The following is a 19,685-nucleotide window of genomic DNA, read 5'->3' on the forward strand; positions in this document are numbered from 1 at the left end:
CCGATGTGTGAACCACAGAAAAATTTTTCCGAAATTGGTAGGACCAAAATCAATGATGCTGCTCGGGAAAGGCCTGCGGATAGCTGCGCGGATGAAACCGCAGATTCAGCACGATCAGCACCAGCGTGACTGTCGCCTGTAGCAGCCAGACGCTGGTGAAATGATCGGTCAGCGTACGCAGCTGTCCGGCGATAAACGGCATGCTGCCAGCGATTATAAAACCGAAACCCTGTATAAACGCCACCAGCCGCGCACCTGCCTGCGGTTGTTCCAGATGATCCAGCGCCAGAACCAGCGCCAGCGGGAACGCGCCGCCGAGCCCGACACCCGCGATCCCGGCCCAGAGCCACGGCGCCGCCTGCGGTGCCAGCAGAAAACCGAGCATGCCGCAAAGCTGCAGCGTCAGGGTCAGCAGCAGCAGCGGCCGGCGATCGTTACCGCGTGCCAGCAGCGGCAGCAGCAGCGCACCTGTCACCTGACAACCAATCATCATGCCCAGCAGCGAGCCACCGGCCTGGGCGCTCCAGCCCAGCTGATGATAGAAATCGGGCAGCCAGGCAACGCAGATCGCATAACCGCCGTTTACCAGCCCGAAACTTAACGCCAGCGTCCAGGCGCGGGTTTTGCGCCACAAGGCGGGCAGCGCGACCGCCGCCGCTTTTGCTGGCGCAGCGGTCGGAATAAACAGCCACAGCAACAGCGCCAGCACCACCGGCAGCGTCCAGCTGCTCAGCGCGCCCTGCCAGCCGACATGCGCATTCAGCCACGGCGTCAGCGCCGCGCCAATTCCACCGCCGCCCATCAGCGCGCCGGCCCACAGGCCAGTCACCGGCGCACTGCGACGGCTAAAGCGCTGACGAATCAGCCCTGGCATCGCCATCTGCACCACGCCAATTCCCGCGCCGCCCGGTATCGTGCTCAGCACCAGCCAGCGACCATCGCTGATAAATAGCCGGCTCACCAGCGCCAGCAGCAGCAGAAACAGGCCGCCCAGCAGGAGCTTACGCACCGAAAAGCGCTGCATCAGCCGGGCGCTGGTCAGGGCGATCATCCCCATCATCATCATCGGCACGGCGGGCAGCAGCGACGCCGCCAGCGGCGACAGCCCAATACTCTGTCGTAACTGTTCGAGCAGCGGACTGACCGAAGTCATCAGGGGCCGCATATTCAGCCCGGCCAGCACCAGCGCCGCCAGCAGCAGCTTATTTTCTCTGTTCATCACACATCCGCAGCGTTAAAAGTTGTCAGCCTGACAGCAGACGGTACTATTTGGAAATAAAATATTACTCTGCCAGGTAGTGGGAAAATGAATCGTCAGCCGATGTTTACGCCGCAGCAACTGCTTAGCTTTGTGGCGGTGTGTGAAACTGCCAGCTTTACCCGCGCCGCTGATCGGGTGCATCTGTCGCAATCAACCGTCAGTCAGCAGGTACGGCGGCTGGAAGAGATGGTCGGTAAAGATTTGCTGGTGCGCTCGTCACATCAGGTTCAGATCACCGAAGAGGGCGAAAAATTGCTGGGCTATGCCCGCCGGATTATCGCCCTGAACGGTGAGGCGCACGACGTGCTGAGCGATCAATGGCGCGATGGCGTGCTGCGTCTTGGCGTACCGGAAGATTTCGCCGCACCGACGGCGGGCCTGCTGGCCGATTTCAGTCGCGATCATCCCCAGCTGCGACTGGATGTGATGAGCGGTATGCAGGTCGAGCTGCGCCGGGCCTGGCAGCGTGAAGAACTCGATATCATGCTGATCAAGCAGACCTATGGCGAGCGTCCGCTGGCGTCGCGTCCGGAACCGCTGCTGTGGCTCGACAGCGCGGCGTCACCCTGTTTTGAACAGACGCCAGTGCCGCTGGTGCTGTTTCCGCAGCTGGGATTGTACCGCGATGAGGTCTGCCAGACGCTTGATGCGCTGGGGCGCAGTTGGCGTATCAGCTACAGCAGCGCCAGTCTGGTGGCGCTTGCTGCCGCCAGTGCCGAAGGGCTGGGTCTGACCTTGCTGCCCGCCAGTTGCCGCCTGCCGCAACATCGGGTGCTTGGCAGCGAACAGGGACTGCCGGTGATCGATAGCTTCGAGCTGGCGCTGTTCTGTCGTCAGCCACATGAACCGTTGCAGCGTGAGCTGGCTGAAGCGCTGGTGGCATTTGGTCAGTTACGCTGGCAGTGAAATTTTCACTAGCCAGCAGTGGAAAATAACGCAGCAAAGCGGCCGGCCATTTGTCAGATTAACCGCTTACCCACATTGCAGGAGCCTCTGATGCCCACTTCCCCTTCGCCAGGCCGCCGTGACTTTCTCAGCCAGAGCGTGCGCTGGACCGCGGCAGGCGGTCTGCTGGCCGCCGGCTTTAGCCAGGCCAGCGTGACAGCCAGTGGCCCATCCACAGCCACGGAGCAGTCGACCGCCCTGCCGCATCAGGATCGCTATCTGCTGCGCAACGTGCGGCTGGAAGAGGGATTTGAACGCGAGGGCGACGAGATTATTGCCACCCGCACCGCGCTTTACGACATCAGCGTGCGTGACGGCAAAATTGATCGGCTGCAACCGGCAGGCCAGGGCGACGCTTCGCTGCCGGCGTGGGATGCGCATGGCGCGCTGCTGCTGCCCGCCACTCAGGATATGCATATCCACCTTGATAAGACCTTTTATGGTGGCCCGTGGCAGGCACCACGTCCGCGTCAGGGCAAAACGATTATGGATATGATCGCCCGGGAGCAGGTGCTGATCCCACAGCTGCTGCCGCATTCTCAGGCGCGAGCCGAAGGATTGATTGCACTGCTGAACGCCAAAGGCACCACCCGCGCCCGTAGCCATTGCAATATCGATCCGGTCAGCGGCCTGCAAAGCCTTGATCACCTGCAGGCAGCGCTGGCCAATCATCCCGCGTTTTCCTGTGAAATCGTAGCCTTTCCGCAGCACGGCCTGCTGCATTCTCAGGTTGATGGCCTGATGCGCGAAGCAATGCAGCGCGGCGTCCAGTACGTTGGCGGACTCGATCCCACTAACGTTGATGGCGCGATGGAAAAATCGCTGGATGCGATGTTCCGGATTGCGCTCGATTATCAGCGTGGCGTCGATATTCATCTGCACGAAACTTCAGCGACAGGCGTGGCGGCGATTCAGTACATGATCGATACCGTGGCCCGTAACCCAGCCCTGAAGGGCAAAGTGACCCTGAGCCACGGCTTTGCGCTGGCAACACTGGAAGGCAGCACGCTGGAAAGGATGATTGAAGGGCTGGCTGAGCAGCAGTTCAGCATCGCCTCGACTCTGCCGATCGGCAAACTCACCATGCCGATTCCGCAGTTACAGGCGGCCGGCATTAACGTAATGACCGGCACCGATAGCGTTATCGATCACTGGTCGCCGTTTGGCACCGGCAGCATGCTGGAAAAAGCCAATTTGTATGCGCAGCTCTATCGGGGATCGGATGAGTTTTCGCTGTCACGGGCGCTGGCGATTGCTACCGGTAACCAGCTGCCGCTGTCGGCAACGGGCGAGCGTCAGTGGCCGAAATCGGGCGATGAAGCCAGTATGATGCTGGTGGCGGCAAGCTGTTCTGCAGAAGCGGTGGCGCGTATTTCACCGGTGGTGGCGACTTTTTCACGCGGTAAAGCGGTATTTGCGCTGGCCTCCGCCTGAAATAACAGAGCCTCCGGTTCGGAGGCTCTGCATTTACCTGAATGGACCCGCCTGTCAGGCGGTTTTAGCCCATTTATCATTCGACATCAGTTCCATTGCCAGCGCATATAAGCGACGATCTTCCTGATCACAGGGCTCATCTTCCGCATAACAGCCGATCATCGAAGCGATCTTATCGGCTGATAAGCTCTCTCCATGAACGTGCAGTGTCAGTACGGCGCGGCCTACTATTTTAAGCACATTCTCATGTGGTCCCTGGATGCTATTACTCAATGAAAATACCCTCTACCGGTCGTTGTACCAGGAATATGGCGCGCTAAATATAAAGCAATTAGCGCCAGATTTTTATCGGCATTAAGGGTGATATTTTTTAATGATTAGTTCTTTTACTGGAGTTATTTTTAAGGAGTTATCTGATTAACAATGAAATAAAGTTTTAAAAACGGCAGCTTATAAAATAATGGCTGGCCTTGCTGGATAAACGCAACGGTAGTATTTTCTTTAACCATCGCCAAAGGATTAAAAAAAACCACCAATTCCGGCGTCACTTCGGTTAATTCTTATCCGATCTTCACCAGATTGTTTCATACTGCTTACCTCAAGGTTCCCGTTGCCGTCAGGCCGGCTTTCTGCCAGACTTGCGCGCGCAATAATGCCCTCCACTTTCAGCCTCAGAGGCCGCGCCCGTGACCGCTTTTTCTACCCTCAATACGCTTCCCGATAGCCAGCTCGATAACCTGCGCGAGATGGGCTATACCAGCATGACGCCAGTTCAGGCCGCCACGCTGCCCGCCATTCTGCAGGGTCGTGACGTGCGCGCGCAGGCAAAAACCGGCAGCGGGAAAACCGCCGCTTTTGGTATTGGCTTACTGCAACATATCGACAGTGCCCGGTTCCAGACCCAGGCGCTGATTCTCTGCCCGACTCGTGAACTGGCCGATCAGGTCGGCAACGTGCTGCGTCAGCTGGCACGCTTCACCCGCAACATTAAAGTTCTGACCTTGTGTGGCGGACAGCCGATGAGCGCCCAGCGTGATTCGCTGGTACATCCACCGCATATCGTGGTCGGTACCCCGGGCCGTATTCTGGATCACATCAAACGCGAAAACCTGAAGCTGGAAAACCTGCGTACGCTGGTGCTGGATGAAGCTGACCGGATGCTGGAAATGGGCTTCCGCGACGATATGGAAACCATTATTGAGGCCACGCCCGCTTCACGTCAGACGCTGCTGTTCTCCGCCACCTGGCCAGAAGGCATCGCTGCCATCAGCAGCCGCTTCCAGCGCGATGCGCTGAGCGTAGTGACGGAAGAAGTCAGCGAACTGCCGTCGATTGAGCAGCAGTTCATCGAAGCCAGCCACGGTGAAAAGCTGTCGCTGCTGATAGCGCTGCTGAGCGAACGCCAGCCTGCGTCATGCGTGGTGTTCTGTAATACCCGTCGTGAATGCGATGAGATTGCTGCGGCGCTTAACGCGCGTGATATCAGTGCGCTGCCGCTGCATGGCGATCTTGAACAGCGCGATCGTGAACGGGTGCTGATACGCTTCGCCAACGGCAGTGGCCGGGTGCTGGTCGCCACCGACGTAGCGGCCCGTGGACTCGACATCAAATCGCTGGCGATGGTGGTGAACTATCAGCTGGCCTGGGACCCGGAAGTGCATCTGCACCGCATTGGCCGCACCGCCCGCGCCGGTGAGCACGGCGTTGCGGTCAGCCTGGTTGCGGCTGATGAGATGGCTCGCGCCCATGCGCTGGAAGATTTTCTACAGCAGAAACTGCCGTGGATTTCCGCTAGCACGCTGAAAAAAGGCAGCAGTAAACCGTTGCCTGCCGCAATGATGACCTTGTGTATTGATGGTGGCCGCAAAGCCAAGATCCGTCCAGGCGATATTCTCGGCGCACTGACCGGTGAAGCAGGTTATCGCGCTGACCAGATTGGCAAGATTGTGCTGACGCCGACTCACGCTTACGTCGCGATTGATGCCGCGCAGGCGAAAGGTGCCCTGGTAAAACTGAAGCAGGGAAAAATCAAAGGCAAAGCCTGCCGGGCGATTCTGCTGAAGGATTAAAACAGGACGGGCGAGGCTGACAACGCCTCGCCCTGGTTATTACGGCTCGTCAATCTGAGTGACATGCAGCGTGGTTTGCTGCCCTTTGCCATGTACCTTGCCGCTGACGCGCACTTTGTCCTCAGCCGAATAGGTTTTACCATCAAAGGTTTTCTTCGGCGCAATGATCGGTAATGTGCCGGTGTTATCGCGGAACTGATAGGTATCGCCCTGCTCTTTCTTCACGATATAGCCTTCAAGCGTCACGTATCCGCCCTGACGGAAGTCGCGAATCTGATCGATGTGAGTCTGCCCGGTATCTTCCGATCCCTTATAGCCTGCATCCTCCTTGTGCTGCGGCGGCGGCGCTTCACCGCCCTTGTAGCCACCCTCATCGGCATACACGCCAGCACTCATTACCACCAACAGCGACGCTAAAATTACTTTTTTCATTTCACACTCCTGTATTGGAAAGGTGTCCATGTCGAACCTTCACCGTTAAGCCTGGCACAATAATTGGCGTCTGTTTTATTTCCCCCTTCTGTTCTCACCTTTTTCCATTTGCTGCCGATAACCTGTTCACACCCTATTTCACCAGCTGCGTTAAGGCAGAGGCAACGATGGATAATTTTCAAAAAGAGATTGATGAGAGAGCGAATCTCGCGTTATCGAACAAATTCGAACTGCTGCTGTTTCGCTTAGGTTCCGATCAGCTGAAAGGCAAGTCAGAACTGTTTGGCATTAACGTGTTCAAGCTGCGTGAAATCGTGCCGATGCCAACCATCACCAAAGCCGCGGGCATGCGCTCACCGCTGCTGGGTATGGCAAGCATTCGTGGCCAGTTCATCCCGGTGATTGATCTGCCGGCGGTGGCAGGCTGTGTGCCAGAAACCGGCCTGAATCTGCTGCTGGTGACCGAATATGCGCGCAACACCCAGGCGTTCGCCGTGGAGTCGGTTGAAAACATTGTGCGTCTCGACTGGAGCCAGGTGCATACCGCTGAAGCCGGGATTGGTGGCCGCAACATTACCAGCATCGCCTGTCTGGACAGTGATAAGCAGAGCAACGATCTGGCGATGGTGCTGGACGTTGAGCAAATTCTGTATGACATCATTCCTTCGGTGCGCGGTGTGGAACCTGAAGCCACCAAAGCGCGTGAATTCAACTATCGTCCCGGCGCCGTCGCCATTGTGGCGGAAGACTCGAAAGTGGCGCGCCAGCTGCTGGAGCAGGGTCTGAAGAGCATGGGAATTCCGTCGCTGATGTTTAACACCGGCCTGGAAGCGTGGGAAAAACTCAAGCTGATGAGCCAGGATGCGCAGGCGGCGGGCGAGTCAATTCACGACAAAATTGCCTTTGTGCTGACCGACCTGGAAATGCCGGAGATGGATGGTTTTACCCTGACCCGCAACATCAAGCGTGACGAAATTCTGAAACGGCTGCCGGTGGTAATCCACTCTTCACTGTCAGGCAGCGCCAATGAAGATCACGTCCGCAAAGTGGGTGCCGACGGTTATGTCGCTAAGTTCGAGTTAAACGAACTCTCCGACGTAATTTTTAACGTTCTCGAAGCAGCCCGCTAAGCGAATGCAGACCGACGCGCTGCCGTTCGGTCTGCCGCTCTGGCCTGTTTCGCACTGCGTCTTTACTACTTAGCCAGGAATTTTACCCATGCACAGCGAAACCTTACCTGTTACCTCTCGTCAAAACGTGCTGCGTGGCCGTTTACGCCAGCTTGCCTGGATTAGCGCCCTGTCTCTTAGCGCCCTGTTCTGGGTTGGCCTCTACTTGTTAGTTTTCTGATTTCTTTCATCCCTTACGGTCCAGGCTGCCAGTTTTGTGGCTGTCAGCCCAACCGAGCACATCCGGCCTTTCTGTTATCTCAAGGCAGTTTTGTTAAACACGATTAATCCATGCGGTTAATGGTGCGCTTTCCCCTGCCTGTTACTTCAAAAACATTAAAGGTAAAGCTTAACGCTCCGATAACAGTGTGCGCGAGATCACCCTTTTTTCGGCGGCACGACGCCGGGCACAGCAGGTGAATCGCGCACAGCAGCAAGGAACCTGATTGCTGATAACACAGTGATAAATAATAAAACGGGGAAAAAAGCATGGTCAGTATCAAGAATATGAAGGTGGGTATGCGGCTCGCCGCAGCCTTCGGTATTGTTGTGACGTTACTGATAGTCATTGGGGTGACATCCATAACGAAAATTAACAGCATCAACACCGCGATCGCCTCGATCGTGGACGATCGTTACGTAAAAGTGCGACTGGCATTTGATGTGCGCGATGGTGTCAACGATCAGATCAAATACCTGCGCGGCATCGTGATCGACACTAACCGGCCGGAAATGAACGTGAAACGTTACGGCCAGCTGGACGAAGCAACCCAGCGTACTAACGCCGCCATGAAAAAGATCGCCGACATTCAGGTTACGGCAGTCGGTAAGAAAAAAATTGCCGGTCTGCTGGCATCGGCCGAAGCCTTTGAGAAGGTCAAAACGGAGTTGGTTACGCTGGTGAAAAGCGGCAACTTCGACGCTGCCAGCGCCTACGTGCTGAAGTCGATGACCGCGACCCAGAACAAGTTCCTTGATGATGCTGTCGCATTTGCTAATTCACAGGATGCCCAGCTGCGTGGCGAAGGACAGAGCATCGTGGCCAATGGTCAGTCAGCAATTAACATCACGTTGATTTTCTCTGCGCTGGCGATTCTGGCCTCAATTATGCTGGGCCTTTTCCTGACGCGTTCGATCGTGCGCCCGCTGGTGGCCGCGGTTGATGTTGCCGAGCGCGTTGCCGCCGGCGATCTGAGCTCAAAAATTCAGGTGGCGTCACGCGATGAGACCGGCGTGTTGATGCAAGCGCTGCAACGGATGAATGATAATTTGCTCTCTATCGTCACCGAAGTACGTACCGGTTCCGATACGATTGCGGTGGCATCAAACCAGATCTCCAGCGGCAACCTTGATCTCTCTACCCGCACCGAGCAGCAGGCCAGCTCACTGGAAGAGACCGCGTCTGCCATGGAACAGATGACCTCAACCGTGAAGCACAACGCTGACAACGCCCGTGAAGCCAACCAGCTGGTAGCCAGCACCTCCAGCGTGGCGCGTGAAGGCGGTGTGGTGATGGAACAGGTGATTGAGAAGATGGAAGCAATCGCCCTGTCATCGAAGAAAATTGTCGACATTATCAGCGTGATCGATTCCATTGCCTTTCAGACTAATATTCTGTCACTGAACGCAGCCGTTGAAGCCGCACGTGCCGGTGAACAGGGCCGTGGCTTTGCAGTGGTCGCTTCTGAAGTGCGTAATCTGGCCCAGCGTTCAGCCTCGGCTGCCAAAGAGATCAAAGTGCTGATTGAAGATTCGGTCGCTAAGGTGGATGAAGGCAGCAAGCTGGTTACCCATGCCGGTTCTACCATTGGCGAAGTAGTCAACAGCGTGCAGAGCGTGGCAAACATCATGAGCGAAATCACCATCGCCAGCAGTGAACAAAGCAGCGGCATCAGTGAGATCAATATGGCGATTACCCAGATGGAAGCGGTGACGCAGCAGAACGCCGCGCTGGTGCAGGAAGCGTCCGCAGCTTCACAAGCTCTGCAGGATCAGGCTGAGCGGATGGCGCAGGCGATGAGCGTATTTAAGGTAGGACAGCTCTCGCTGAACGCAGCACACAGTGCCTGATACCGTTGCTGAGAAGTAGCGAAGTTTGTTTGTTTCAGCGGCCTGCTCCGGCGGGCCGTAACGTTGTTGCCCCGCCGCTGTTACAGCCAGACCAGCGTCTGCGCCTGGCATTAATTTCTGTTGAACAGGGAAGCGATGACGTCAGGCCGTGCGCCAGCAACAGGCGGAGCCAGGGATAAGCAACAGAATAGCGGGAACATCAAAGCAAGCTGAGACTCAGGCAGAGGCAGAAGCAAGCAGAAGCAGAAGCAGAAGCAGAAGCAGAAGCAGAAGCAGAAGCAGAATGACAGAAACAAAAAAGGCTGCCATTGGCAGCCTTTCATTACAGTAAATGCAACAACGCTATAAAGCTCAGTTAGCCTTTAATCAGAGAGCGCGAGGCTGGCTCTGAAGTGCAATCCTCGCCGCGTTCACCTGAACAACGACAGATTTGCAGAAAATGCATTTCGCTCCATGCGGATTGGCTCTTGTAACATCAAAGTGTGATGTACGAAACTGTGAGCCATTACAGTGAGGACATTTAAATGTAATTTTCAGTCCTTAGAGACCAACAACGTTCGCAGCAGCTGGGCCTTTGGCGCCATTTTCTACTGTAAACTCAACTTGTTGACCTTCATCTAATGAACGGAAATCAGTGCCCTGGATTGCAGAGAAGTGTACGAATACATCTTTGCTGCCGTCCTGAGGAGAGATGAAACCGAAGCCTTTCTCTGCGTTAAACCACTTAACGGTACCGCGAATTTTGTTAGACATGCTTAAATCCTTAATATATCGAGCCTTCCGGCATAATGGCCTGAGAACAGATTTTAATCAGAACGTAAGAGAAGACTCAAAAAGAAGGGATGTCTCGCGACAAACTTAGAGATGAGAACTGCTTTGGATACTTACTTTGATAGTGTCTGTTAATCAAACCGACGATTCATTAGGCCACACTTCTTTAAGTGACGCAAGCGGCAATTGAAATTAATCGTCAGAAGCCGGTTGGTGCGAGTCGCATGCCCTTCTCTGCTGAACTGGAAAGAGATTGGTGCCACGCGCGCTAGCGATGTCGCCCTGAGCGGTAATCGGCGAGCGCGATCCTGCCTGAGGTTAACCGGCCAAACAGACCTAATAAGGAGGTAATAGAAGAAGAGGATCTGATAAAGAGAAAAACTGGTGCCGGTAAGAGGAGTCGAACCTCCGACCTTCGCATTACGAATGCGCTGCTCTACCAACTGAGCTATACCGGCAAACGGGCGGGATTAGCGGGGAAATACCTTAGAAAAAAAGCGGAAATGCGTCAAGAGAGGCGGCGTTCAACTGCGGATTTTCGCAGCAGCTCGCCTGACAGTCCGATGCCCGCGGCGCAGGCGTCAGACAAAAAAGGGCGAGGCCGCCGCCTCGCCCAAAAGTGGTGATCATCAATCGTAGTAAGGGACCTTGCGGTCAACGCCGTTGATATTGATCAGCACAAAACCGGTCGGCGCGGTTTTATTGGCCGGGGTTCCCGCCGCCGTTGCGAGTGTCACCACCCCTTTTTCATTGGCACCAATGCCGGCCAGTCCGTTATGCATGCCAAAGCGTGCGGCCGGTTTCAGCGTCCCTACTTTGGTAATGTCAGTCACCACCGACATATCAGACTGGAACAGCGAGCAGGAACCGGTATCAAAACGGGTCGGACCGGTGGTCTTCAGGTTGAACATGGTTTCGCCACTGTTGGCCCGCAGCTTGACCCAGACCACCGCATAGGTGGTGCCGACCCGGCCGTAACGGATATCCATCACCGAAGGCTGGCCCATGTGATATGCATCCGCCCACACCGTCTCCAGTCGCTGCAGATTAATCAGCGTTCTGCCGGTCCCCGGCAGGTTGACCGGCGACCCCGCCGTGCCGGAAGGCGTGGTCGCATCCGCTTTCCCGATCAGTTCCATCACCCATGCCTGATTAGGGTTCGGGAAATAGAGCTGCCCCAGCCGGTACCAGTTATCGGTATCGGTGTTGTTCACCACCTTATAGCCGCTGAAATAGCCGACCCGCAGTGAACCGGTCAGGAAGCTGCCGTGGTTTTCGTCACGGCGATAACCGTATTCAAAGGTCGATAGCCATTTCCCGGCGGCCAGGTCGTTAGTGATTTTTGCGCCCGCCTGCAGGTTAATCTGACGCATGATGACGCGGGCATTGTTGAGGTTGAGCGGCGTACCGCAATCTTCAATGTTCAGCGTATCAATGGTCCAGCCACCATCCGACAGATCGCCCGGATTGCGGGTATGCTCAATCCAGACGTTACGCAGAATGCCCTGCGTCATGCGCGGCATATAGAGCGTGGCATCGCCGTAGCCGGACTGGAAGTTCGCGTTACTTAACTCAATCGCGGTTGAGTGGTCCCAGACGCCATTGGGTGAGTTCGACCAGCCGACGTCAAACACCCGTGAAAAGGTGCTGGTGGTGTAGATCTGATCGAACTTACTGTCGAGCGTATCCTGCAGCTTAAATACCGTGCCGCCAGTGCTTTGCGCCCGGAAGCAGCTGATATTGACGGTTTGCCCTTCGATACAGGTGTTTTCGAAGAACGGCTGATTGTTGCTGCACTGTTCGGGTAAAATAGTGACTTTGGCGGTGGTATCGGCGCTGGCCTGCCCGTTCCAGACGATGCCTTTGATGGCAGTCCGGCGCGCCTTTACTTTAAACACCGTATTGGCGCTTTTATCGGAAATAATCGTGGTGCGCGGCAGTGAGCCGAGTTCCAGATCGTCCCCTAACAGGCCGAAGAACGGGATTTCGGTATCGCTGAGATCGAAAGGCGAAATCAGGAAGCGGCCACCGGGAAAACGAACCGGCAGCGCTTTCACGTAGGTGTTATAGGTCTGCGTCCACGCCAGCATCCGCTTAAACGCGTCGGTATCATCAGTTACGCCATCCCCTTTCGCGCCAAAGTGCAGGATATTCACTTCAGTAGGATCGTTGATGGTGCGTTTCCAGTAAAAACCGTTGCCGATAGCGACCGTACCGCCATCATCTTTCAGTGGGGTAGTACTGAGGAAACCAACAAAGTCTGCGCCGCCACGGAAGCTCGAGTCTTTGTCGTAATAGCGTTTCAGGATCGCAATTTCACCTGATTTTGATGGGGGAGTCGTACGCAGTTCAGCAAAAGAGTTAACTTCGATCATAGTATCCTCCTCAGGATAACTTAGATAAGTCGCTGATTATCAGCAGGTTACTTAGCAGAGGCCGGGTGGCCGCAGAGGGTGTCCCACATGTCGTTGTGGGTGTTAATAGCGCGCACGGTGCGAACGTCCATCTTTTGTGCGTCATCGCCGTAGGTATAAAGAGGGGAAAACAGAACGCAGGCTGAATCGGTTATCGCGACCGGTTCAGGGTTGGTGGTATTTCGACTGCTGCAGCTTGTCGCGAGCAGCAGCGTCATCAAGGTTGTGATTGTCAGTCGCCACACGGTTGGCCTCCTCACGGTTATGTTGTTGCTGCTGCGCGACCGCTTCGACGCGGGACGCCTGTTGTTGTGCGTTTTCGACGTCAGAACGCGCTTTTTGCTGCACTTTGCCGATTTTTTTCCCACCGAAATAGCTGGCACCCAGCGCGGCAATGATGCCGGCCAGCGCCGCGATCCAGTGCCAGCCGCCGCCGAGTAACGTGGTTAACAGCGTCATGATTTGGTTACCTCCGCCCGCTGCTTCTCATTCAGCAGGTTTTTCTGACGAACAAATTGGGCAATCACCCCCATCGCCACCATGAAAGCGCCGACCAGCCCAAGGTAGTTGTGCGGCAGAATCGCTTTGACGTCTTCCGGCAGTACGCTCCAGGCATCGACGGCGGCGGAGGGAAAGGATTGCGCCCAGGCGCTGAGCATCGATCCCAGCGAGGCGAGCCAGACCGACCAGGTTTTGAATAACAGACGGGCGTGGGAGACAAACTGCAGAGTGGTAAAGCGCTGCAGCAGCAGCAGAATGATGATCGCGGTCAGCACGGCAATCAGGAACATCAGCCATCTCATAGCAGCCCCCTGTACACCGCATAGGTGCCGCTACGCATCACTTCAGCATGGCGCCGGGCCCGTCCTGGTGTCTGACGCGCCCACAGGCTGTTCATCATCGCGTCTGCGGCCTCGTTGAAGTTCTCACTGGCAATGGCGGTAAGCATGTTTTTAAACTGCATCACGCCATCGACCCCCAGCTGATAGGCCATGCTCAGCAGCACATCAGTGCGGGCGTCATTGCACTTCGCCAGCGCATTACGCAGCAGCTCCCGGCTCTGCATGTCCTGCACCTTGCCTTCCAGAATGCATTGCTTCCACACATCCCCGACGCGGCGCGGAACGCGGAACGCATAGTTACTTAGCGATGCGCCTTTCGGGCCGATACGAATCCCTCCCGCGACCGTCGGGAAGCCCAGCGTGTCGAGATAAGGCACGTCGGCATAGCCCTCTTCAAAATTCAGCATTGCAATTATCTGGCTCATAACGATTCCTCAATGACGGGTCAGAGCAACTCAGCCCTGTGAAAAAATACATAACGCCCGCTGATCAATGACCCTCACACCTTCAGCCGCAGACAGGGATGACCCTCCAGCGAAACTGAACAGTAAATAACCGGATTGCGGCCAGTGAAAAATGGAGGTAACAGGAATTGAACAGGGAGACAGAACGGGAGATTTCTGACGCTAATCAGCGCACTGCGTAGAGATGCACATGCGGCAGACAGCAATTGTCGAAGCTGGGCGTTTCCTGATTTTTGGCGCGAGGCGCCGTTATTGCACGATCAACGCGCGGGGTGACCTGACGCTGGCAGATTTGCTCTGCACGCCGCAGGGTGGGTGTTTCGGGTGGGAAGTTTAGTGCCTGGTCGATGCTCTGTTTCAGGCTGCTGAGAGGTTGGCGCCGCCGATGGCGACGAGTACGTGCGTTGCCCATAAAAACGCTTTTGCCATAGTGAATTATCGCCATAACTCCTCCTGTGAATGAGTCTTTGGCGATGGGGTGGCAGGCGCGAGCTTTCGGCGAACCGAACGGGCCCGAATGTCGCGATTCACGCTCGCACACTCACCGCCCGGCTGCGTGAGCAGCCAGGTGGAAAGTAGGCGAAGGGGAATAAACGGCATCTGACGACGCTGCATTTTGCGCATCCACCCCATCCCAAAGTTCACTGACTTTTGGGTGGTTTGATTCGCGCTTGTGCAGCGCCTCAATTGTTTAAGAGCGGGTCGTCCCTGAAAGAACTGCTTCGTTCATCCATGTTCAAATTATTAACAGGTTCTTATGCTTTATCAAACACTGTTGGTTAATTTTTTATTTACCGCTGGTTAAATTTTTGAATTTATGTCGATTATTTTTTTGCAGGCTGGCGGTCTCGCCCGCTGACAGCGCGCTTAACCGAGGATCTGATAGTGTCGTGCCTGGCTCATGATGACTTTCGCCAGTACCTTCAGGCTGGCCACATCATCATGGTTGAGATACCAGGTTTCATAGCGCTTATTATCTGATATTACTGCAATTTTCTTATGCTGTAGCTGCAGGCGCTTCAGGTAGAGCTGCTCGTCGAGGGTGAAAATGTAGATGCCATCACCGTCAAACATCCGCACGCTGATGTCGACAAACAGCTGATCGCGCGGAGCAAAGGTGTCGGCCATCGAATCGCTGTTGATGGCGATCAGACGGATATTTTCTGCCGGCCGGCCGTTGAAAAGCACCCGCGCCTCATCCTGACCATACTCAATGGCCTGGATGGTTTCGACAAACTCATCGCGCGCAGGCAGACCCGCCGCACTTTTCTGGCCGATGTCGAGGCTATCAACGCGAAAGACGTTTTTATGGCCGGTCAGCGCGCTTAACGTCACCGGTTCAGCCGGATGATCCATCCCGTACTGCAGCCACTCCACTCTGACGCCCAGCAGCTGACTCAGGGCCAGCAGATTGCCCCCATCGGGCACTGACTGGGCGTTGAACCACTTCCACACTCCCGGCGTTGAAATCTTGCAGCCTTGCTGTTGCAGGGCCTTAGCAACCTGTTTGTTTCGTCCATGTCCGACAATGCCGGCACTCTCACAGGCCGCAATCAGCCTGGCGGTGAAAGCTTGTCTTGTACTTTCTTTTTTAACCATTAGTTAATAATCAGCCATAGAGGAGGTACTGGATGTTATTTTCATTATTGCTACCAGTTCATTTTATATTACCGTCCGTTTACTACCTAACCGCTTTATCAAGCATTTCTAATTATCATTATCCCCTGCCGTTTGCAGCTGAACAAAAAATATTGCCTCAGGCCGCGTGCAGCCCCGGCTTTCAGGAATCTTCCGTAAGGAATTGCGTGAAATTCAGCCAGCTTTTTTAGCTGAAACGACCCGGCAGCGACGAAAAATTATCTTACAGGCGAGAAACTCCAGATATAACTGGACCGAAAGTGGCAGCTAAAAAAAAACGGGAGTCTGTAAAAGACTCCCGTTTTGTTAAAAAAAAGGGGGGATTATGGCCGCAGCGTGTCGTCGCCCCAGGCAATCCATTTGTAGGTAGTTAGCGCCTCTAATCCCATCGGACCCCGTGCGTGCAGCTTCTGGGTACTGACAGCGACTTCTGCCCCCAGACCAAACTGTCCGCCGTCGGTAAAGCGGGTGCTGGCGTTAACGTAGACCGCAGAGGAGTCGACCTGACGAACAAAGCGCGTGGCATTGCGGGTGCTGCGGGTCAGAATGGCATCGGAATGCTGGGTGCCGTGCGTCCGGATATGGTCAATCGCCTGATCCATATCCGCCACCAGCTTCACGTTAAGATCGAGCGACAGCCATTCATCATCGTATTGCGGCAGACTGACCGGCATCACCTGCGCCGGACCCGCCTGCAGCTGCGTCAGCACGTTACTGTCAGCATGCAGCACAATATTTTCCTGCGCCATCCGGGCGCTGAACGCTGGCAGGAAACGGTCGGCAATCGCCTGATCCACCAGCAGCGTCTCCAGCGAATTGCAGGCGCTGGGGCGCTGCTTCTTGGCATTGACGATCACCTCAAGCGCCGGTTCGATCTCCATGGTGTCGTCGATGTAGATATGGCATACCCCGATTCCGCCGGTGATCACCGGAATGGTGGAGTTTTCGCGGCACAGTTTATGCAGCGCCGCGCCGCCGCGCGGAATCAGCATATCGACGTAGCGATCCAGCTTCAGTAGCTGATTCACCAGTTCACGATCGGGATTTTCGATCGCCTGGATGATAGCCGTCGGCAGACCGTGCTGCTGCAAGGCGTTCTGGATGACCCGCACCGTGGCGGCATTGGTGCGCCACGTCTCTTTACCGCCGCGCAGAATCGCCGCATTACCGGTTTTCAGGCACAGGCTGGCGACATCCACCGTCACATTGGGACGCGCTTCATAAATCACCGCCACCACGCCGAGCGGCACACGGCGACGTTCGATACGCAGTCCGCTGTCGAGCTGACCGCCATCGATCAACTGCCCAACCGGATCGGCCAGCTGACAAACCTGACGAACGTCACTGGCGATGCCGCTCAGCCGCTGCGGATTCAGCGTCAGTCGATCTAACAGAGCCGCGCTCATGCCATTCTGACGCGCCTCGGCTAAGTCCTGTTCATTGGCGGCCAGAATGTCGGCGCTTTCGGCTTCCAGACGATCGGCAATGGTCATCAGGACCTGATTTTTCTCTGCGGTCGACAGATCGGCCACGCGATATGCTGCCGCGCGGGCCGCTTTACCCATCTCTTCAAGCATTGTCTGCTCCTTAACTGACGATCATGTCGTCGCGGTGAACCGCCACCGGGCCATATTCATAGCCGAGGATCTCACTGATCTGCTGGCTGTGGTGACCGGCAATCATTCGCATCGCATCGCTGTTATAGCGTGACACGCCGTGGGCGATATCGCGTCCCTGCAGGCTGCGGATACGGATGACTTCACCGCGGGAGAAATTGCCCTGAATGGCGCGGATCCCTTTCGGCAGCAGTGAACTGCCACGTTCAATAATCGCGGCCAGCGCGCCATCATCCACCGTCAGTTCGCCCGCCGGCGGTGCGCCGAATATCCAGCGTTTACGGTTTTCCAGCGGCGACTGCTGAGCATGAAACAGCGTGCCGACGGGTTTGCCGTCAATCACATCGCCGATCACCCCGCTGCGGCTGCCTGAGGCGATGATCACATCAATGCCGGCACGGCAGGCGACATCGGCCGCCTGAAGCTTGGTTGACATGCCGCCGGTGCCCAGCCCGGAAACGCTGCCGCCGGCTAATGAGCGTAACGCATCATCAATCACATGCACGTCGCCGATCAGCTCAGCGTCGGGATTATTGCGCGGATCGGCGGTGAACAGCCCCTGCTGATCGGTCAGCAGCAGCAGCTTGTCGGCCCCGCCAAGCATCGCGGCCAGCGCCGAGAGGTTGTCATTGTCGCCCACTTTAATCTCGGCGGTCGCCACGGCGTCGTTCTCATTGATCACCGGTACGATGTGGTTATCCAGCAGCGCCCGCAGCGTGTCGCGGGCATTCAGGAAACGCTCGCGATCTTCCATATCCGCGCGGGTCAGCAACATCTGGCCGATGTGGATACCGTAGATAGAGAATAACTGTTCCCACAGCTGGATCAGACGGCTCTGCCCCACCGCAGCCAGCAGCTGCTTTGAGGCGATGGTCGGCGGCAGTTCGGGGTAGCCCAGATGTTCGCGTCCGGCCGCCATCGCGCCAGAGGTCACAATCACAATGCGGTGGCCTGCAGCATGTTGCTGCGCACACTGGCGAACCAGCTCCACCATGTGCGCCCGATTCAGCCGGCGTGATCCGCCGGTGAGAACGCTGGTACCCAATTTGACCACTAAGGTCTGACTGCCACTCATATTTCCTGCCGTAGTGAAAAATTTTTACGAAAGGACGTTTTAACAGGAGTCGATAAGGAAGCCAACAGCCAGCGGGGGAAAAGCACGATTTTACGCGGACAAGGGCGTAGACCAAAAGTTCACGATTAACAAGAAATCACGAAAAGTGTCATAAAAAGTTCATCACCGCCCGGTAAAAAGTCGGTGTTTTACAAAAACTTTCTTAACTTTTTGACGTACACATCGGGATTGATAGCAAATGAAGAAAAGCACACTGGCAATGATCATCTCCGCTCTGGCGCTGGCGTCGACCGCACAGGCTGCCGAAGTCTATAACAAAGATGGCAACAAACTGGACTTTTACGGCAAAGTTAAAGCTGAACACTACTTCAGCGATAATGCCGGCTCAGATGGCGACAAATCCTACGTGCGTATCGGCTTCAAAGGCCAGACGCAGATCAACGACCTGATGACCGGTTACGGTCAGTGGGAATATCAGTACAACGTCAATAACTCCGAAGGCAGCGATGCCAACAACGGCAACAAAACCCGCCTCGGTTTTGCCGGCCTGAAATTTTCACAGTATGGCTCGGTCGATTACGGTCGCAACTACGGCGTACTGTATGACGTAGAGTCCTGGACCGACGTGTTCCCGGAATTTGGCGGTGACGGCACCGCGCGTTCTGATAACTTTATGACTCAGCGCGCCACCGGCGTCGCAACCTACCGCAACAATAACTTCTTCGGCCTGGTGGATGGTCTGAAATTTGCGCTGCAGTATCAGGGCAAAAATGACGCCAGCAGCGCCAACAGCCGTACCGACATCAACCGCCAGAACGGCGATGGCTACGGTGCGTCACTCGGTTACACGCTGGGCGATAGCGGCGTGAGCCTGATGAGTGCCATCACCTCATCTGACCGCACCAACCAGCAGCAGGCACGTGCTTACGGCGGCGGTGACCGTGCGGATTCCTGGGGTGCAGGCGTCAAATATGATGCAAACAGCATTTACCTGGCCGCTATCTATACCGACACCCGTAACATGACGCCAATCAGTGGTACCAACCGCAACACCGGTGCCGCAGTGGCCGGTGCCGCCAACAAAGCGCAGAACATCGAGCTGGTGGCGCAGTATCAGTTTGATTTCGGCCTGCGTCCTTCTATCGGTTACGTGCAGACCAAAGGCAAAGATATCGAAAACGGTATCGGCGATGCGGATCTGGTGAAATATATCGACGTGGGCGCCACCTATTACTTCAACAAAAACATGTCCGCCTTTGTTGATTACAAAATTAACCAGCTGGATGACGATAACGCGCTGTCAATCAACAATGATGACGTGGTTGCCGTGGGCATGATCTACCAGTTCTGATATCTGTCGGGCCGGCTCCGTCCCTGTTGATTGCTGTGGCGGCGGCGGGCCCGCAGTGCGTTACCCTCAATGTGAAGTGTGTCTGATAAAAAAAGGGCGAGTTTTTCAACTCGCCCTTTCTTATTGCTGAACGC

General features: G+C 55.7%; 19 protein-coding genes and 1 tRNA gene. 6 read left to right on the plus strand and 14 right to left on the minus strand.

The window, feature by feature from the left end; translation table 11 throughout:
- Positions 1–49: 49 nt before the first annotated feature.
- Positions 50–1,219 carry a cyanate transporter gene (locus tag AABB92_RS10535; RefSeq protein WP_046288497.1) on the minus strand — a complete coding sequence of 390 codons (1,170 nt, stop codon included), beginning with the start codon at positions 1,217–1,219 and terminating at the stop codon, positions 50–52.
- Positions 1,220–1,306: 87 nt separating this feature from the next.
- Here AABB92_RS10535 and AABB92_RS10540 point away from each other — a divergent pair, with 87 nt between their 5' ends.
- Together AABB92_RS10540 and AABB92_RS10545 are read left to right on the plus strand one after the other, a co-directional pair.
- Positions 1,307–2,167, plus strand: coding sequence for a LysR family transcriptional regulator (locus AABB92_RS10540; protein WP_031375003.1), 861 nt, complete (start codon positions 1,307–1,309; stop codon positions 2,165–2,167).
- Positions 2,168–2,257: 90 nt separating this feature from the next.
- Entirely contained in the window at positions 2,258–3,640 is a 1,383-nt protein-coding gene (locus tag AABB92_RS10545; protein ID WP_031375002.1) for an amidohydrolase family protein, read from the plus strand.
- Positions 3,641–3,694: 54 nt separating this feature from the next.
- Here AABB92_RS10545 and AABB92_RS10550 read toward each other — a convergent pair whose 3' ends face one another.
- Positions 3,695–3,913 carry a hypothetical protein gene (locus AABB92_RS10550; protein ID WP_031375001.1) on the minus strand — a complete coding sequence of 73 codons (219 nt, stop codon included), beginning with the start codon at positions 3,911–3,913 and terminating at the stop codon, positions 3,695–3,697.
- A gap of 413 nt (positions 3,914–4,326) precedes the next feature.
- On the opposite strand from AABB92_RS10550, the gene dbpA reads away from it, so the two are divergent.
- On the plus strand, positions 4,327–5,709 hold the full coding sequence (gene dbpA, locus AABB92_RS10555) for an ATP-dependent RNA helicase DbpA (RefSeq protein WP_031375000.1): 1,383 nt from the start codon (positions 4,327–4,329) through the stop codon (positions 5,707–5,709).
- A gap of 39 nt (positions 5,710–5,748) precedes the next feature.
- Here the strand turns inward: dbpA and AABB92_RS10560 are convergent, their stop codons facing one another.
- Positions 5,749–6,141: a YgiW/YdeI family stress tolerance OB fold protein gene (locus AABB92_RS10560; protein ID WP_031374999.1), complete on the minus strand. Its 393-nt coding sequence runs from the start codon at positions 6,139–6,141 to the stop codon at positions 5,749–5,751.
- A 167-nt stretch (positions 6,142–6,308) separates the two neighbouring features.
- Between AABB92_RS10560 and AABB92_RS10565 the strand changes: the two genes are divergently transcribed.
- Together AABB92_RS10565 and AABB92_RS10570 are read left to right on the plus strand one after the other, a co-directional pair.
- Positions 6,309–7,271 (plus strand): chemotaxis protein, encoded by a 963-nt coding sequence (locus AABB92_RS10565; RefSeq protein ID WP_031374998.1) that lies wholly within the window; start codon positions 6,309–6,311, stop codon positions 7,269–7,271.
- A 528-nt stretch (positions 7,272–7,799) separates the two neighbouring features.
- Complete coding sequence (locus tag AABB92_RS10570) at positions 7,800–9,380, plus strand: methyl-accepting chemotaxis protein (RefSeq protein WP_031374997.1); 1,581 nt, start codon at positions 7,800–7,802, stop codon at positions 9,378–9,380.
- Positions 9,381–9,746: 366 nt separating this feature from the next.
- Here AABB92_RS10570 and ymcF read toward each other — a convergent pair whose 3' ends face one another.
- The 11 genes from ymcF to proB form a co-directional block, all read right to left on the minus strand.
- Positions 9,747–9,917 carry a cold shock small protein YmcF gene (ymcF, locus tag AABB92_RS10575; RefSeq protein ID WP_122983606.1) on the minus strand — a complete coding sequence of 57 codons (171 nt, stop codon included), beginning with the start codon at positions 9,915–9,917 and terminating at the stop codon, positions 9,747–9,749.
- Positions 9,918–9,920: 3 nt separating this feature from the next.
- Entirely contained in the window at positions 9,921–10,133 is a 213-nt protein-coding gene (gene cspE, locus AABB92_RS10580) for a transcription antiterminator/RNA stability regulator CspE (protein ID WP_009091867.1), read from the minus strand.
- 400 nt (positions 10,134–10,533) lie between these two features.
- Positions 10,534–10,609: transfer RNA gene (locus AABB92_RS10585), tRNA-Thr, on the minus strand.
- A 171-nt stretch (positions 10,610–10,780) separates the two neighbouring features.
- Entirely contained in the window at positions 10,781–12,526 is a 1,746-nt protein-coding gene (locus AABB92_RS10590) for a glycosyl hydrolase family 28-related protein (RefSeq protein WP_031374996.1), read from the minus strand.
- 204 nt (positions 12,527–12,730) lie between these two features.
- Positions 12,731–13,024, minus strand: a complete 294-nt coding sequence (locus tag AABB92_RS10595; protein WP_031374995.1) for a hypothetical protein — start codon at positions 13,022–13,024, stop codon at positions 12,731–12,733.
- Positions 13,021–13,368 carry a DUF7940 domain-containing protein gene (locus tag AABB92_RS10600; RefSeq protein WP_031374994.1) on the minus strand — a complete coding sequence of 116 codons (348 nt, stop codon included), beginning with the start codon at positions 13,366–13,368 and terminating at the stop codon, positions 13,021–13,023. Before AABB92_RS10600 ends, AABB92_RS10595 begins: the two co-directional genes overlap by 4 nt.
- Entirely contained in the window at positions 13,365–13,832 is a 468-nt protein-coding gene (locus AABB92_RS10605) for a lysozyme family protein (protein ID WP_031374993.1), read from the minus strand. Before AABB92_RS10605 ends, AABB92_RS10600 begins: the two co-directional genes overlap by 4 nt.
- 205 nt (positions 13,833–14,037) lie before the next feature.
- Complete coding sequence (locus AABB92_RS10610) at positions 14,038–14,316, minus strand: transcriptional antitermination N peptide (protein WP_031374992.1); 279 nt, start codon at positions 14,314–14,316, stop codon at positions 14,038–14,040.
- A gap of 422 nt (positions 14,317–14,738) precedes the next feature.
- Positions 14,739–15,470: a S24 family peptidase gene (locus AABB92_RS10615; RefSeq protein WP_031374991.1), complete on the minus strand. Its 732-nt coding sequence runs from the start codon at positions 15,468–15,470 to the stop codon at positions 14,739–14,741.
- Between the two features lie 362 nt (positions 15,471–15,832).
- Positions 15,833–17,086, minus strand: a complete 1,254-nt coding sequence (proA, locus tag AABB92_RS10620) for a glutamate-5-semialdehyde dehydrogenase (RefSeq protein ID WP_031374990.1) — start codon at positions 17,084–17,086, stop codon at positions 15,833–15,835.
- 10 nt (positions 17,087–17,096) lie between these two features.
- Positions 17,097–18,200: a glutamate 5-kinase gene (gene proB / locus AABB92_RS10625; protein ID WP_046288499.1), complete on the minus strand. Its 1,104-nt coding sequence runs from the start codon at positions 18,198–18,200 to the stop codon at positions 17,097–17,099.
- 238 nt (positions 18,201–18,438) lie between these two features.
- Here proB and ompC point away from each other — a divergent pair, with 238 nt between their 5' ends.
- The gene (gene ompC / locus AABB92_RS10630; protein ID WP_031374989.1) at positions 18,439–19,551 is read left to right on the plus strand and encodes a porin OmpC; all 1,113 of its coding nucleotides are present in this window, start codon (positions 18,439–18,441) and stop codon (positions 19,549–19,551) included.
- Positions 19,552–19,685: the final 134 nt, after the last annotated feature.

The sequence above is a fragment of the Pantoea brenneri genome (assembly GCF_038594305.1).
In the GTDB taxonomy this organism is placed as follows: Bacteria; Pseudomonadota; Gammaproteobacteria; order Enterobacterales; family Enterobacteriaceae; genus Pantoea; species Pantoea brenneri.

What these genes read in the sequence shown, in the direction of transcription:
- cspE (WP_009091867.1), bottom strand. Translation starts at nt 10,133, where the DNA reads ATGTCTAACAAAATTCGCGGTACCGTTAAGTGGTTTAACGCAGAGAAA.
- AABB92_RS10590 (WP_031374996.1), bottom strand. Translation starts at nt 12,526, where the DNA reads ATGATCGAAGTTAACTCTTTTGCTGAACTGCGTACGACTCCCCCATCA.
- AABB92_RS10565 (WP_031374998.1), top strand. Translation starts at nt 6,309, where the DNA reads ATGGATAATTTTCAAAAAGAGATTGATGAGAGAGCGAATCTCGCGTTA.
- AABB92_RS10605 (WP_031374993.1), bottom strand. Translation starts at nt 13,832, where the DNA reads ATGAGCCAGATAATTGCAATGCTGAATTTTGAAGAGGGCTATGCCGAC.
- ompC (WP_031374989.1), top strand. Translation starts at nt 18,439, where the DNA reads ATGAAGAAAAGCACACTGGCAATGATCATCTCCGCTCTGGCGCTGGCG.
- AABB92_RS10535 (WP_046288497.1), bottom strand. Translation starts at nt 1,219, where the DNA reads ATGAACAGAGAAAATAAGCTGCTGCTGGCGGCGCTGGTGCTGGCCGGG.
- AABB92_RS10545 (WP_031375002.1), top strand. Translation starts at nt 2,258, where the DNA reads ATGCCCACTTCCCCTTCGCCAGGCCGCCGTGACTTTCTCAGCCAGAGC.
- proA (WP_031374990.1), bottom strand. Translation starts at nt 17,086, where the DNA reads ATGCTTGAAGAGATGGGTAAAGCGGCCCGCGCGGCAGCATATCGCGTG.
- AABB92_RS10570 (WP_031374997.1), top strand. Translation starts at nt 7,800, where the DNA reads ATGGTCAGTATCAAGAATATGAAGGTGGGTATGCGGCTCGCCGCAGCC.
- AABB92_RS10595 (WP_031374995.1), bottom strand. Translation starts at nt 13,024, where the DNA reads ATGACGCTGTTAACCACGTTACTCGGCGGCGGCTGGCACTGGATCGCG.
- AABB92_RS10610 (WP_031374992.1), bottom strand. Translation starts at nt 14,316, where the DNA reads ATGGCGATAATTCACTATGGCAAAAGCGTTTTTATGGGCAACGCACGT.
- AABB92_RS10560 (WP_031374999.1), bottom strand. Translation starts at nt 6,141, where the DNA reads ATGAAAAAAGTAATTTTAGCGTCGCTGTTGGTGGTAATGAGTGCTGGC.
- AABB92_RS10615 (WP_031374991.1), bottom strand. Translation starts at nt 15,470, where the DNA reads ATGGTTAAAAAAGAAAGTACAAGACAAGCTTTCACCGCCAGGCTGATT.
- AABB92_RS10600 (WP_031374994.1), bottom strand. Translation starts at nt 13,368, where the DNA reads ATGAGATGGCTGATGTTCCTGATTGCCGTGCTGACCGCGATCATCATT.
- AABB92_RS10540 (WP_031375003.1), top strand. Translation starts at nt 1,307, where the DNA reads ATGAATCGTCAGCCGATGTTTACGCCGCAGCAACTGCTTAGCTTTGTG.
- proB (WP_046288499.1), bottom strand. Translation starts at nt 18,200, where the DNA reads ATGAGTGGCAGTCAGACCTTAGTGGTCAAATTGGGTACCAGCGTTCTC.